Source organism: Rhodococcus pseudokoreensis (assembly GCF_017068395.1).
Classification (GTDB): Bacteria; Actinomycetota; Actinomycetes; order Mycobacteriales; family Mycobacteriaceae; genus Rhodococcus_F; species Rhodococcus_F pseudokoreensis.
In genome coordinates this window covers 345100-359883 of sequence record NZ_CP070614.1, presented here as the reverse complement: position 1 = coordinate 359883, position 14784 = coordinate 345100, and the positions used below count along the sequence as shown (strand labels likewise).

General features: G+C 63.3%; 11 protein-coding genes. 1 reads left to right on the top strand and 10 read right to left on the bottom strand.

Going from position 1 to position 14784, the window contains the following annotated elements:
- The first annotated feature begins 3 nt into the window (after positions 1 to 3).
- Positions 4 to 1542 carry an AMP-binding protein gene (locus tag JWS13_RS01650; RefSeq protein ID WP_206004073.1) on the top strand — a complete coding sequence of 513 codons (1539 nt, stop codon included), beginning with the start codon at positions 4 to 6 and terminating at the stop codon, positions 1540 to 1542.
- Positions 1543 to 1583: 41 nt separating this feature from the next.
- Here JWS13_RS01650 and JWS13_RS01645 read toward each other — a convergent pair.
- From JWS13_RS01645 to bphA1, 10 genes are all read right to left on the bottom strand, one after another.
- Positions 1584 to 2460 (bottom strand): IS5 family transposase gene (locus tag JWS13_RS01645; RefSeq protein ID WP_394855788.1). Its coding sequence is split into 2 segments (ribosomal slippage): positions 1584 to 2114 and positions 2116 to 2460, totalling 876 coding nucleotides; the frame shifts between segments, so codons are not numbered across the junction.
- Positions 2461 to 2506: 46 nt separating this feature from the next.
- Positions 2507 to 3136 (bottom strand): response regulator transcription factor, encoded by a 630-nt coding sequence (locus JWS13_RS01640; RefSeq protein ID WP_005254545.1) that lies wholly within the window; start codon positions 3134 to 3136, stop codon positions 2507 to 2509.
- Positions 3133 to 7911 (bottom strand): AAA family ATPase, encoded by a 4779-nt coding sequence (locus JWS13_RS01635; RefSeq protein WP_005254546.1) that lies wholly within the window; start codon positions 7909 to 7911, stop codon positions 3133 to 3135. Before JWS13_RS01635 ends, JWS13_RS01640 begins: the two co-directional genes overlap by 4 nt.
- 180 nt (positions 7912 to 8091) lie before the next feature.
- A complete protein-coding gene (locus tag JWS13_RS01630; RefSeq protein WP_005254547.1) occupies positions 8092 to 8256 on the bottom strand; it encodes a hypothetical protein in 165 nt (54 codons plus the stop codon).
- Between the two features lie 281 nt (positions 8257 to 8537).
- Positions 8538 to 9350 (bottom strand): 3-(cis-5,6-dihydroxycyclohexa-1,3-dien-1-yl)propanoate dehydrogenase, encoded by an 813-nt coding sequence (gene hcaB, locus JWS13_RS01625; RefSeq protein ID WP_005254548.1) that lies wholly within the window; start codon positions 9348 to 9350, stop codon positions 8538 to 8540.
- 37 nt (positions 9351 to 9387) lie between these two features.
- Positions 9388 to 10341, bottom strand: a complete 954-nt coding sequence (bphC, locus tag JWS13_RS01620; protein ID WP_005254549.1) for a biphenyl-2,3-diol 1,2-dioxygenase — start codon at positions 10339 to 10341, stop codon at positions 9388 to 9390.
- Between the two features lie 325 nt (positions 10342 to 10666).
- Entirely contained in the window at positions 10667 to 11905 is a 1239-nt protein-coding gene (locus tag JWS13_RS01615; protein WP_005254550.1) for an NAD(P)/FAD-dependent oxidoreductase, read from the bottom strand.
- On the bottom strand, positions 11902 to 12225 hold the full coding sequence (gene bphA3, locus JWS13_RS01610) for a biphenyl 2,3-dioxygenase ferredoxin component (RefSeq protein ID WP_005254551.1): 324 nt from the start codon (positions 12223 to 12225) through the stop codon (positions 11902 to 11904). Before bphA3 ends, JWS13_RS01615 begins: the two co-directional genes overlap by 4 nt.
- A gap of 8 nt (positions 12226 to 12233) precedes the next feature.
- Complete coding sequence (bphA2, locus tag JWS13_RS01605; protein WP_005254552.1) at positions 12234 to 12797, bottom strand: biphenyl 2,3-dioxygenase subunit beta; 564 nt, start codon at positions 12795 to 12797, stop codon at positions 12234 to 12236.
- A gap of 81 nt (positions 12798 to 12878) precedes the next feature.
- Positions 12879 to 14261: a biphenyl 2,3-dioxygenase subunit alpha gene (gene bphA1, locus JWS13_RS01600; RefSeq protein WP_012687209.1), complete on the bottom strand. Its 1383-nt coding sequence runs from the start codon at positions 14259 to 14261 to the stop codon at positions 12879 to 12881.
- Between the last annotated feature and the right edge of the window lie 523 nt (positions 14262 to 14784).

Below are 14784 nucleotides of genomic sequence, written 5' to 3'. Positions count from 1 at the left end.
CCGATGCGCATCCCATTTACGGTTACAGACTTTCTGGAGCGGGGAGCGGCCGGTTTCCCTGACAGCGTGGCCGTGATCGACGAGCCGGAACAACCGGGCGAGTCGGTCGGGCAGGTGACTTTTCGGGAACTCGCCCACCGCGTGTGTGCCTGGCAAGCAGGATTCGACCGTCTGGGCATCAGGGTCGGCGAACGGGTCGCCGTCGTCAGCCACAATTCGGCCCGACTGCTCGAGCTCTTGTACGCGGTGCCGGCGAGCGGCCGGATTTGTGTTCCGATCAATTTCCGTCTGTCTCCGGCGGAGGTCGATTACATCGTCGGAGATTGCGGCGCGTCAGTGCTTCTTGTCGATCCCGAGCTGGAAGAGGCGTTGTCGGGTATCAAGGTTCGGCACCGGTTCGTACTCGGGAAGCACACAGACGCGGATCTGATGCGCTTCGATACGGAGCCGGCCCCCTGGGCGTCGCCCACGGAGGAGTCGACGGCAACAATCAACTACACCTCCGGCACCACCGCGCGCCCGAAGGGTGTCGAGATGACTCATCGTAATCTTTGGGTCAATGCCGTCACACTCGCGATGCACACCCGTGCGTGGGAACGCGATGTGTACATGCACACGTTGCCGATGTTCCACTGCAACGGTTGGGGGATGCCGTTCGGGATGGCGGGACTGGGCGCGAAGCAGATCGTGTTGCGCAAGGTCGACGGCACCGAAATCCTCCGGCGGGTGGAGGAACACGGTGTGACGTTGATGTGCGGGGCTCCGGCGGTGTGGAACGCGGTGCTCGATGCTGCCCGGTCCTGGCATGGAGAGATTCCTGGTCGCGATCGGGTGCGGGTGGTGTGCGCCGGCGCTCCTCCGCCCAGCCGTACCATCGCGCGCCTGAGCAGCGAGTTGGGGTGGGAACTGCAGCAGATCTACGGGCTCACGGAAACATCGCCGCTGCTGACTTTCAACCGGTCGCTGCCTGCGGATGACGGTCTTGATCTTGAGGAACGAGCGCACAGACTGACCCGCGCCGGACTTCCCGCCCTCGGTGCACGGCTTCATATCTCCAACTCGGGTGAAGTTCTGGCGCGTTCGAACGTCGTGATGAACGGATACTGGAACAACCCCGAGGCGACGGACGAGGCGCTGCGTGATGGTTGGTTCCACACGGGAGACGGCGGGATGATCGACGGCGAGGGCCAACTGACGATTTCCGACCGAAAGAAGGATGTGATCGTCACCGGTGGCGAGAATGTGTCGTCGATTGAGGTGGAGGAATGCATCTTCAGCCATCCCGGTGTGACCCAGGTCGCGGTGATCGGCGTACCGGACGAGAAATGGGGCGAGACCGTCAAGGCGCTGGTGGTCACCACGGGTCCCTCCACAGTCTCCGAGGCCGAGATCATCGCACACTGCAAGCAGCACCTGGCGGGCTACAAGGCGCCGACTTCGGTGGAGTTTCGTGACTCGATTCCACATACCGCGACGGGCAAGATCCAGAAGTTCAAGCTCCGAGCGCCGTATTGGGAAGGGTCGACGCGCGGCGTGAATTGACGCAGGCAGTCCGGCACAGTCTAGTTTCTAGAGCGTGTCTGCTATTTACGGACACGATGATGAATGACGAGCGCAGCGAAGAGTACGCCACCAAGGAAGGTGGTGGCGTACTTGTCGTATCGAGTGGCGATGCCACGCCACTGCTTGAGACGCCCGAAACCACGCTCGACGGTGTTGCGTTCGCGGTAGCGGTCCTTGTCGAACGCCGGCGGTCGACCCCCGTCCGATCCTTTCGTCTTGCGGCGTCGGATCTGGTCGCAGCGTTCGGGGATGGTGTGCGAGATTCTGCGTTCCCTCAGGTTCTTTCGGGTGCTCGGGTGCGAGTACGCCTTGTCGGCCAGCAGGCGGAACGCTGCGGTGTCGTGGGCGCGGTGCGCGTCGAGCAGCGGCGCCAGGTAGGGGTTGTCGCCGGCCTGTCCCGGCGAGAGCATCAGCGTCAGCGGGCAGCAGAAGGTATCGGTGAGGGCGTGGATCTTGGTGCTCAGCCCGCCGCGGGAGCGGCCGAGTGCGTGGTCTGCGGGTTCGTTGGCCAGATTCTTGTCATTCGACCGAGCCCCCTGTGTGCGCATCGGTCAGGGCGCCAGCCGAATGTTGGTGTGCGCGGACAATCGTCGAGTCGATCGACAGCAGACGTTCGAGCTGTTCCTCTCGTTCGGGGGCTGCCGCCCGCACCGCGGCGAACATCCGAATGTAGGTGCCGTCGTCCGACCAGCGGCGATGCCGTTCCCAGATCGACTGCCACGGGCCGAAGTATTCGGGCAGATCGCGCCACGGTGATCCGGTTCGGAACCGCCAGGCGATTCCTTCCAGGGTCAACCGGTGGTCGTTCCACGGACGCCCCCTTCGGCCCGCCAGTGCGGGTAGGACGGGCTCGATCACAGCCCACAGGTCATCGGGGATCTCGTCGGCGCGCAACACATACCCAGCATCACGCATCAATTCCCGAACATTAAGCAGACACGCTCTAGTCCAAAAGGCCTGCGTCCCGGGCTACTCGGGCCAGTTCGGCGCGGGTGCGGATCAGCAGCTTGCGTTGAATGCTGGCTCGGTGGCTCTCGACGGTGCGCGGGGAGACCGTCAGTTCCTCCGCGATCTCGGTGTTGGTGAGGCCGGAGGCGATCAGCTTCATTACCTCGAGCTCCCTTGAAGAAAGAGAGTCGATATTGGCCTCGAGCAGGCCTTCGGAGCCGCCGGGTTCGGTGGTGTCGGCTCGAAACGAGACAAATCCTTCATCCTTCATCACGGCGTAGAGGACAGACACGAGCTCCTCGTCGAGGCATTCCTTCGTGATGTACCCTCGCGCACCCCGCGTCTTCGCCTTCTCGACGTACCCCCTGGCGCCGTACATGCTGAGCATCACGACACGGGTCTCGGGCGAGATGGCTGAAATCTGTTCCAACAGGTCGAGGCCGTTGCAGTCGGACAGTCGGATGTCGAGCACCACCAGTTCCGGCGCGAAGTCTCGCACTGCTTGCAGGAGAAGTTCTCCGGTCGGTGCGGACGCCACCAGGTGAAAGTCCGTCGTGGTCTCGAGGATCCTCTGGATCCCGGACCGGATAATGCCATGGTCGTCACACACCACAACGCTGATCATCGTCTGATCGGCACCTCCACCATTATCGTCGTACCTTGTCCTGGTCGGGACTCGACGGACATCCGTCCGCCTACCAGCCGGGCCCGTTCCCGCATTCCGATCAATCCCAGCGACCTGCGCTGTCCGACCAGGTCGAGGTCGAATCCGGTCCCGTTGTCCTCGACCACGGCCCGCAGGGTGTCTGCCGAGGACACGATCATGACACTCGCCTCCCCGGCGCGACTGTGTCGGCCGATATTGGTCAGTGCTTCCTGCACGATACGAAAGACTGCGGTCGTGACCGCCGGCGGAACGGATATCGGCTGTCCCGTTGCGGTGAGTTCGATCCGGATCGGGTACATCTGCCGGCAATCTTCCACGTACTGCTCGATGCAGCCGGTGAGCCCTAGATCGTCGAGCCCCGAGGGCCGCAATGACCACGCGACAGTCCGGGCCACCTGTATCCCTTGTCGGACGATCGTGCGGACATCGGTCGCAGTCTGGCGTGTGGTGGCGTCTTCGGAGTTCTGTAGAGCACTGAGTCCGTCCATCACGCCCGCGAAGAGGTGGCCGAACTCGTCGTGCAGATCACGTGCGATTCTCCCGCGCTCGGCCTCCTGCACTTCCACTATCCGTTCCATGGACGCTCGCCGAAGGCCCTCCCGCTCGATGACGGCGCCCGCCAGCGCGGCCAGCACCTCCATGGTCGGCCCGTGGTGCTCGCTCTCACCGAGGGGAAAGGCCGCGACGACCGCGGTTTCGGTGACATCGTTCCCGACGACCGGCTTGATGATGCGCTCCGTCAACTTCATTTCGCGGGCCTCACCGGCCGCCCCCGAATCCCCGAGCATCGACGCTGGAGACGCGTTCGGAACTCTGATCGCATCGACGCTCACCGGTGTATGGCGCGAGATCTCGACTCGGCGCGCGGTGGTCGTCGCGAAAGTTGCGTCTCGGAGCTTGTCGAGAACCTCGTCGATGTCTTCGGAGGCGACGATGCTGCTCACAGCGTCGAGCAGGGCCTGGTGCCGGGCTGAGCCCCTGCCGACGAGGGCGTCTCGCGAGTGCGCCGACTCGACGATCCCGCGATCCACCCGGATACCCAGCGGTCGGCACAGTTCGGTCACCGGCGCCAGCGCGCTGAGCGGCCCTCGTCGGGGTGTGAGCCCCACCAGTGTAGCGACCAGAGCGCATGCGGCGAGTTCGCCTTGCGCCGAGTATCGGAATGCGCTGCGAGATGCTGCGGCCAAGATCATGCGGCCGCGCCACTTGTGTCCCCGCGAAAACGACATCAACGCCCATTCCCGCAGAACCGCGGGCCGCTCGCCCCAGAAGACGATGGCCGACCACCGGGCACGAGTGAGCTGCCGTCGTGCGGCCGTGGCCTGGAGCCGGCGTTCCTCCGTCCACCAGGCAGGTGCGGCGTCGTGCGAGAGGCGAAGGACCTGCAGGTGCGCGGTCAGGATCGGTGCGAGGAAATGATTCCTGATGCCCGAACCGCGGATCAGCTCGTCTGCCTGCCGAAACGCGTCCACAGCCTGCACGTCCTGCTCCGCGTGGAAAAGTCGCCAGGCCCGCGCCGCATGCAACATCGCCATCGTGTGGCGGTCGCCCGAATTCGTCTGCCGCAGTTCACGAGAGATCGTCTCCATGCTCACCTCACCCGGCAGGCACCAGACCCAGATCGCGAGGGCGGTCCCCGCGCCGATCCGATCGCCTCTGCGCTTGCCCTCCCAGTAGGTGTCACGCGCAAGCACTCCCGCATCGTGAAGTTTCCCTTGTCGAGCCAGACACAGCGCCTTTTGCCACATCGCGGCTACCTGTTCCCAACGATCCCCGACAGTGTCGAAGGCGGCGATTGCGGTGTCGAACGCCGCGATCGCCTCGTCGTACCGGTTGGCAGCGTAGAGAACGAATCCCCGGAAATGGTGCGACTGGGCGATGCCCCAGCCTTCGCCCGCCGTCTGGCGCAGTCGCAGCGAGCGGTCGGCGAGGCGCAACGCCAGCGGCGCAAGGACGGGGGCTACACCGGAAATCACGGCAGCGGTGGAGTATGCCTGTGCCCGCTCACGCGTGCTTCCTGCGGCATTCGCGAAACGCACGCCACGGAGGATGGCCAATACCAGCCAGATCGGTGACCTGACGAACCACCATTCGTATAGCAGCCGGTTGTGGATGCGGGCGGCCAGGCGGTCACGCTCTGTTCCGGCTCGGCCCGGCCGGATTCGGCGAGAGAGCCAACCAAGGGTAAGCAGACCCACCTCGCCGACCGCGAATACGGCGGCGAGTATGGAACTCCGGGGCAAGCGAAGCCCGATGTCGTGCATGCTCTGTCGCATCCACTCCGCGGCATCATCGAATCGGCCTGTCTTGAACGCGAGTTCGCCGAGCAGAGTGGCAACCCGTGAAGAGTCGAGTCCCGAGCGCGCACGGGTCAGCTCGTATGCCCACGCCAGTTCCTTCGCGGCCAGATCGTAGTTCCCAAGGAGCATGTGGACTGTGCCGAGTCCTTCGTGAACACGGAATCTCGCGGTGTCGTCGGCCGACTCGCACAGGGCCAGTCCCGTTTCAGCGATCTTGAAGTTGCCTTCCGCGACGTCGAGCGCATTGTGCCTCAGTCCCGCCTCGCCCGCACGTAGGGCGTACGGCACTGCAGATGCGGCTCGGCCGGAGCGGTCGAAGTGATACGCGATGTCGTAGTCGGCCCGAACCGCAGGGACGCCTTCGAGTGCCTGTGCGGCGCGCAGATGCAGCTCGCGCCGGGCGTCGTCGGTCAAGGTTCTCAGCACGGCTTCGCGGAGCCGATCGTGCGTGAATTCGAACTCGGCGTGGCCGCCGTCCGCGATGCCGCGCACGATTCCGTGCTGGGTTGCCTCCAGGAGGAGCTGATCGACGTCCGTGGGGCTCGCCGCCAGTGCCGCGTACAGAAGCCTGGACGAGAACCGGCGTCCCAGCACCGCGCCCTGACGTATCGCCTGCTGTGTGTCCGGCGACAATAGACTCAGCCGTGACGAGACGAGCACACTGTCCCTCCCCGACGCGGCGTCGGAATCGCGGGATTGCGACGGCAGCGGGAGTGACGCCATCCCATTCTCGTCCATCACCCATCGACCCGACTCGCGCGTCAACGCCGACGAGTCGACGAGCGCCTGGAAAACCAGCATGGTTTCGAGCGGATTGCCTTTGGAGTACTTCGTGACATAGGGGATGATCTCGTCGGGGATACGGTCACCGATCGACCGGATCAATTCCTCCGTATCGGCTGCGGACAACGGCTGAAGGTCGAGAAACTCGATATCACTGATTTCCCAGGCCCTCACTTGCGCAACAGCTTCCGTTCGGCACGAACATATCAACGACACGTTCGACTGGGATCGCGTTTCCTCCATCGCTATCGTCGAAGCTAGTTTGGCGAGCACCTGCCAGCTGAGATCGTCGGCCCACTGACAGTCGTCGACCACGATCAGTCCAGGTTGTTCCTTGGTGAAGACGGAGCGAAGAAGTCGAGCGACGGCAGTCGGGGCGGCGGCTACCGCGTGATCGCCGAATCCGCTGTCGGAGTTCTTCGCCGCGGGTGGATCGCCGAAGGCAGCGGTCAGCTCCGGTATCTGTTCGAGTGCTGCCGGGAGCAGCTCACCCATTTCTCCGCGCACCCGCTCGGCCTCGCGCGGGTGCGCGGTCAAGTAGGCGACCACGTCGCGGAAAGGGCCGGCGAACAGGCCGAGGGGACGGGCCGCCGCGTGGTCGAACGCGCCGGCACGCATCACGGTCACCCCGGCCGTCGAGGCGTGCGTGGCGACGGCGTCGAGCAGGCGGCTCTTGCCGACTCCTGACTCACCGCTCAGGCATGTGACCGCGCCGGACGATCGGCTCGCGCCGTCGGCACATGCGGTGAGGGTGGCGAGTTCGTCATGCCTGCCTACCAACGGCGGCTCCACGTAGGCGAGCGATCCGCACTGCCGGGGCGGCGCGACAGCAGACGCGAGAGCGCTCTCCCCACCGCCGGTCGCGACCACCGCCTCGAGCGCTGCGAGCACCTCGTCGGCGCTTTCGTAGCGGATCGCTGCCCGTGGGCTCAGCAGCTTGAGAAATATCGGGCGCAGCGTAGCCGGGAGGCCGACGATATCGACCAGGTGTGACAGCTCTGCGTGGGTACCGATACGAGGGTTCGCCCTACGCAACGCGCTGGCCGTCCGATTTCCCTCCGCGGTCGACTCGAGGAGTACCCACCCCGCTGCGAAGATGTCGGCCGTGAAGCCCGCCGCCGGGTGTGCGAGTCCGGGACTTTCCGGAAGCAGATATCGACCTTCCGGCCCCTCGACGGGATGGGTCACGGCAGCCAATTGAGTCCGCGTCACGCTGGCGTCGAGGAGAACGAGCTGATTGGTGCCCTCCGCGAGCATGATATTCGCTGGCTTCACCCCGCCGTGAGCGATTCCCATTCGGTGCAGACGAGCCAGTGCGTAGAACAGGTTGCACATCAGCTGGAGCTGGACGTCGAGCGATTGGGGTGACTCCTGCGCAGACCATTCTCGAATGTCGAGACCAGCTATGAATGGGCGGACGAGATCGACGTGGTCGGGTCCTTTGTGTGCAATCTGGGTGGGGATGACGTGTGGCAGCCTCGCCCTGCGCATGGCCTCCAGCTCACCTTCGAGCCAGTGCCAACTCCATGGGAACGTCATGGATAGATCCACCCGCCGGACAACCACACGTTCACGGGTCTCGCCCGACAGGGCCAGAGTCGTCGTGATGCCCGGACTCTGCCGCAGCACCCTCACGGTGTCGATTTCCATGTTGTTCCCTAGATCAGCGACTTCGCTGTCACGGTCCAGTCTCCCCAACAAACCAGACTCGCGCCATGAGCGGCTGGGTAACCACAATGTGGGCCCGGAGGGGATCCCGGCACCGTGGTCACCGACTGCTATCCCGGAGGTTCGGGAAGGACCTACCCGAGACTTCGGAAGGTAGCCAGGTCAAGTGGCCTCTTGATCCAATGCGCGGGGCCCGAGCTCGCTCAACTTGACGATGATGTACTTGAACTGTGGGATGTCCTTCAGCAGGGGTCCCATCTTCCCCTTCACCGAGATCTGCTTGGTGACCAGCGCGATGTTGACGGTGAGCTCGCCTGTCACCAGCATGCGCCGCCAGTTCTCGCTGTTCACCGGTGAGCACGAATTCGCTGGGTGGCGCGTCGTCCGCGTTGGCATGTTCGACGACGTCGGACATGACGCCCCTGCCGAAGTCCATGCGGACGACGAGGGTTAGCTTCCCGGTGTACACATGTGTCACCCCGAAGGTCATCTTGTCGGCCTTCTTCAGCCAAACGTGGTCATTGTTGAGTGTTTCGGCGAGGGCGTCGGGTACCGAAAGTGGGCCTGGTGTCGTTCGCTGTTGTTTCTTCCTTTCCGAGGGCTGCTTTTTACAGGTCGTTTCCGCCGGCCGTCTCGGCCAAGCCGCGCACCCCCATCCCGCCGTCACAGTTGATAATCGCGCCGGTTGCCGTCCTCGAGTTCGCCTTCGAAGCCAGCAGAACGTAGTGCCCGGTGTAGTCCGCCGCCTCGGGCAGCTCCTGCAGCACGGTGCACTGTTTGACCAGATCGCCGAGCGGCACTGAGGTGATGGTGGTTTCGCCCATTCCGAGCGAACCAGGTCCTCTCAGATCGGTGGGCATTGCGCCCGGAGCCACCCCGTTGACGCGGATCTTGGGGCCGAGTTCGAAGGCCAGTTCCTTGATCAGCCCGACTACCGCGTGCTTCGACGCGGTGTAGAGCGGGCCGCCGCCGCCGGGGTAGAAGCCGGCGTTCGACACGGTGTAGATGATCGAGCCTCCGGTGGCGGCGAGCTCCTCGACCGCCGCACGTGCACCGTGCAAGTAGCCCTTGACGTTGATGTGGAACATTTCGTCGAAGAGGGCGTCCAGTCGGTCCACCGGGATATCGACCATCTTCGTCGAGAAGTCCCAGATCGCGGCGTTCGCGACGAACGTGTCGAGGCGACCGAACTGGCGAACCGTTTCCTGGACGACGCGCGCATTGTCGTCGTACTTGCGCACGTCGCCTTCGACCACGAGGACATCCTCGCCGAAGTCGTTGGCAAGCTTCTCAGCCTTCTCCGCCGACTTCTCCAGGACACCCACCCGGGCTCCTTCTCCCAGGAATCGCTCGACCAGCGCCCGGCCTAGGCCCGACCCTCCGCCGGTGACGATCATGACGTTGTCTTCCAGCCAACCCATCTGAATCCCTTTCTTCGTCTTGTGAGTTCGGTTCGTCTTACGCTTGCGCCGGGGCGCTCAGCGTGGCATCGATGTCAATCAATTCATCCTCGATTGCGTTGCTGCTCACTTGCCTGTCGCGCTCGGCAACGAATTTGTGACCCCAGATGCTGATCTTGTCGTAGCGCACGACGGACCAGCCTGGTTCGACCTGGCGAGCGCCCCAGCCGTATTCGACGGCAAATCCGGAGGGGGTCGCGCCGTAGAATGAGAGCATGTGGTCATTGGTGTGGCGGCCAAGCGTCATGACCACTGTCCCGTCCGCATCGAACTTGTCGTAGGCAAGGCCCACGTCATCCATATGCTTGGTCTCGAGCATGAAGTGGTGAGTCTTCTTTGCTCCCGGGAGACCGGCGAGCGCCAGGGTGTGGTGTCGACCGTTGCAGTGCAGGAAGTGGAGTTTGACCGTCAGTTCATCGTTGAGCTTCCAGTCGATGATGTCGGAGAGATGGAAGCCCAGGCCCTTGACATAGAAATCCAGGGCAGCATCTATATCCGGCACAGCCAGCACGTAGTGGCCGAACCCCTGGTCGCCGGTCGTGAAGCCCGAGACCCCGGTCGGCGAGATGAACGGCTTCTCGAACAGCTCCGTCGCGCCATAGTAGATCTCGACCCGGGTGTTTGCCGTGTCCGTGCACGAAATCAGTCCGAGGACACCGCGATCGTCCGCCAACTCGCCGCTCTCTGTTGTCACCTCGATTCCATGCGCTTCGAGACGCTTTTTGATCGCGAGTAGCGAGTCCTCGCTCTCGACCTCGTAGCCCGAGAGCGAGATGTCATCCGACGGTCCCTTTTCGACCATCAGGCGCCAGCTGCGGGAGTCAATCCTGAACCGCGCCGAATTCTCGCTGCTCGAGGCCTCCATGGCCCCCAGTTTTTCCGTCATGAAGGCGCGCCATGCGGGCACATCCGCAACCTCGAAGCCCATGTAACCAAGTCTCTGAACGCTCATTTCTTACCTTTCTTGGAGTGTGATTTGCGCCGTCGGCCGCAGGCTGTGAATCACCCAGGGACCTCGGGTATGGCTTTCCTGTTGCCGTGTGTGATGGCCGAAGGAGATTGGCCACCCGGCGTCCCGAGCCGACTTGACCGCTGGTTGGGAGATGCGACTCGATCGCGGTGCCTGCGTTGGCGTCCTACCCAGTCTTCGACATGTTCTCGATCCAGCAGAGCAGGCGACCGTTGGTGCATATCGTCGCCGAACCAGTGGCGCGGCGGAGCGGATGAGTGATCGGCCCTAGCGGCACCGCTGATCACTCCGCGATCAGGGCTCTCTGTCATGCCGCTGTTGTTCTCTCGCGTGCCGCCCGATTCAGTTCGCGCAACTCCACGCTTGTGTCGGCGAGAACGTCCCGGCCCACCTGAGCACCGCTCTCGACAAGGCGGGTCGCCATGGCGAACTCTCGCGGAGCATCCACCGAAAGGGCCGCAGTCAGTTTGCCGTCGGTGAGCCTGAAGAGCAGTGCCGGGCCGTCGTCGGGAGCGCCTCGCATGACGTACTCCCCTGAACCTTCGATGTCGCCGATCATCTGTATGCGATGTCCGGCTATCTCGGTCCACGACAGCGGTAGTTGCGGCGCATGAACGGCTTTCCCTAACATCGCGGACGCAACTGCGGTCGCCTCTTTCTGACTGTTGATGTAGGTCTCGAGCGACCGCCGGCCGCCCGTCCGTAGCGGCCATGATGCCGCGTCGCCGGCCGCGAAGACCCCCTCAGCGGCGGTGCCGCCGGAATCGTTCACGATGATGCCGCGGCTGCACGCAAGCCCAGCCTGCTCGGCTATCGCCGTCTCGGGTTCCGCGCCGACGCACACGATTGCACTATCTGCCGGGAAACGCCGTCCGTCGGTGCCGATCACGGCGGTGATCCTGTCCACCCCGTCGAACTCGGCGACTCCCGTGTTCACCATGACCGAAATCCCGAGTTCCTCGAGGCGCGCCCGGCACCAGCCACCGATCCGGCGGCCCAGAACGCGCTGTAGCAACTCGTCTGAGGCCTCGAGGATGCTGACCTCGAGCCCGAGCTTCCGAGCGGTGGTGGCAACCTCACAGCCGATCAAGCCTCCGCCGACGACGACGAGCCGTTGTCCTGGCTCCCAGTCTTGGCGCAGCCGCTGCGCGTCGTCCACCGTTCGCAGGGTGGTGACGCCAGGAAGGTCGGCGCCGGAAAAGGAGGGAACGCGCGCGCTGGCCCCGGTCGCCAAGAGAACACGATCGACCTCGAGCGAGCGGCCGCCGTCGAGCAGAACCTCCTTGCGGGTGACATCCACCTGCAGGACCGTCCTGTCGAGCACCGTCTCTACCTGTAGCTCGTCGTACCAGTCAGCCGGTGACAGCGGCGGGGGATCGGCCAGATCCCCGGCCAAGACCGCTTTGGAAAGCGAGGTGCGGTCATATGGGAGTTCGCGTTCCTTGCCGATCAGGAACAGACGCCCGTCATAGCCTTCCGAACGCAGCGACTGCACGGCACTCACGCCAGCGACCCCGCCCCCGATGACCACGATGTCGGAAGTCATGTCGTCACTCCGCCCTCGAGGTCCACGAGAACGTCGTCTCCCTCGAGTTTGACCACAAAGGTCCGCAACGGCAGACAGGCCGGGAGCGCCTTCGCCTTGCCAGTGCGCACGCAAAACTTGGCCCAGTGGAGTGTGCACTCCACGACGTCGTCCTCGAGATACCCGTCTGAGAGTGCCCAATCGGCATGGCTGCAGGTGTCCTGAGTCGCGAAGAACTCTCCGCCCACGTTACAGACCAGAATCGGCTCTGGACCTTCCTCGAAGCGAAGCATCTCACCCGGCGCCAAATCGCCGGAGCTGCATATCTTTGTGAGGGCCATCGTCACTCCTAGAAGAAGAAGCTGAGGTTGTTGGCGAGAATTGTGCTCTGGTCGATCAGGATCGTTCGCTTCGCGAGTTCGAAACCCGCTTCGCTACCAGTTCGACGCAGAATGTCCTTCCGCTCCCCAGCGAAGATATCGAGCTGCCGCTCGAGCCGATTTCTGTACACGATGAAGACGTTCGAGACGTGGTATTCACCAGGGTTATCACCGTCGACGATCATGACGTTGGAAATCACGTGCCGCGTGCGCGAGGCCGGGTTCTCTGACCAGCTCACATCGGAAGTGATCTTGCGCAGGCGCCCTCGCATCATCTGCGCATTGTCGTCGAAATGTGCGTATTCATGGGCGCCGGAATACTCCTGTTCGGCTTCTCGCATGATACGCGTGGTTCGGATTGGCATGAAGTAATGAATATCTTCGGCCAACAGATCGAACCATTCTTGGAAGCGGCGGTCATTGAGAAGTTTCGCCTCCCAGTAGTAGAACTGCTCGATCTCGTGCTGCAGGCTGGGGTCTACTGGTGCGGGTTTTGTTCGAAATGCCGTGGTTGGCGATTCGGCGTCAATCATAATTCTTCCTAATCAGTCGGGAGTTCTGTTCAGGTGGAGACCCGGCGATGGTTCCACCGCGGTCCGCTCGCCCCGCCGCGGTCACGTGTGGGTCGACTCGGACACTGCGGGTCGGGTGGCGTCCAGTGCAGCCCAGTCCGGCGAAGTCATCATCCGGACCCATTGCGTATACAGCCCACGCGCCGCTTCTTCGCTGTAGACGTAGCTGATCGTGCCGGGGTAATCGGGATTGTCCGTGTCGGTCTGGCCGAGTCCCATCTCCGCGTTGAACGGCCGACTGCGGGCCTTGTGTCCGCGCAGCACCTGCTGGATCTCAACCCAGTTCTCGCCGTCGTCCTGCTCGAAGACACCACCTGCCGAGAAGGTTCGCAGTGTCTGCTGGCGGTATTCCTCTTTCATCTCCTCGGGTGCGTCGGCATCAACGACGGTGAAGGCCCAGACCTCGATCTCGTTCGGCCCGCGAGGGTGCCACGCTCGGATGGTGTTGATGCCTGGCAGGAACGAACAGGTTGGGAAGATGGTCATGTGCTGCGCCATTAGTTGCTGGCCACGCTCTGTGCTTCCCAGGCGCTCGGAAGCCTTCTCTGCGGCAGTGCCCTGAGTCCAGTACTCGGTGACCTTCGGCCCCATGATGGCGAGCAACAGGTTGGGATCGCCGATGTAGAAGCCGCTACCGTGCCCGCCCCAGGTTGCGCGGTACTGGATGCCTTCCGTGGGGGGCGCGAGCTCCGACAGATCGACGCCATCAGGCAGGCCCGCGAGAATGCCGGAAAGATGGGATGTGGTGCCCGCGTGGTACATGTCGCTGCAGAATTGCTCCGCTGCGAACTTCCAGTTGCAGGGAATGACCCACTTCTGAATCCCCGGGATCGCTTCGGTGCCCGCTTCGGTTCTATCCAACATGTGGTCCATGTAGAACTTCGCTTCACCCAGATAGGTGTCCAGGTCCGGGGCGTCAGCGTCCCAGTTTGCGAAAATCAGGCCCTTGTAGGTCTCGACGCGAGCCTGTAGCGGGCCCCAATCTTCTTTCCTCAGCCCGGGGAAGGCCTGCTCCTCGAAAGGCACACTCACCAAGTTGCCGCCCGTATCGTAGGCCCAGCCGTGATAGCTGCAGGTGAATGACTTGGCATTGCCCCCGTCCGCGCGGCAGATCCGCATTCCGCGGTGGCGACACTGGTTGAGGAAGACGCGGATCTCCCCGTTCTTCTGACGAACGACCATCACGGGATCCTCGCCCATGTAGTTCGTCATGAAGTCGCCGGCCTTCGGAATCTGCGTCTCGTGGCCCATCAGCAACCACGAGCGACCGAAGATCCGCTCCAGTTCCTGTTCGTACAGCGCCTCGTCGGTGTAGATCCGCGGGTCTAGCCGGCCGGTCCTTTCGTCTACGAGTTCAGCGATGTCCGCGTCGGCCCACTTGGGCTTTCTCCCCGCAAGCGCGGGTTCACATTGCACGTCAGTCATGCGGCTTTCCTTTCTCGTCGGCAAATCACACTTGTACGGTCGTTAGTGCGTTCAATGGAACTCAGGTCTGCGTCGTAAATGCCTTCGGCTACGTCGCCGACGGTGAACCACGGCCCGACGGAAAAACTTCCGATCCATTCGCCGTGCTCACTCGCTGGCATCCATAGTGATCCAGATCTCATCGGCGAACATCCGGGAAAACTACGGAACCCGCCGGTCCGATGGATCGACGGACCTGCTCCATGTTTCCGCTGCGAGGACACTGCCGCGGCGGGGGTGTCGAGACCGTACGGTAGGAGTTGTCAGCGGACCGCATGAACGCCTCGGAATGCTTGTGGGACTGGGAAGCTCGACCATGTAGGGCAGAAACCGCGCCGCAAGGTCGATGGAGGAAGAGCGCTTGGCAACGGAACTGGAGGATGCCCGGCGCCGAATCATCGAACTCATTAGCCAGCTGGCCGAAACAGTGCGCAGCCGTGATCACCGCATGCAGGTGATGGCGTGGAATGCGGGGCCGCGAGCA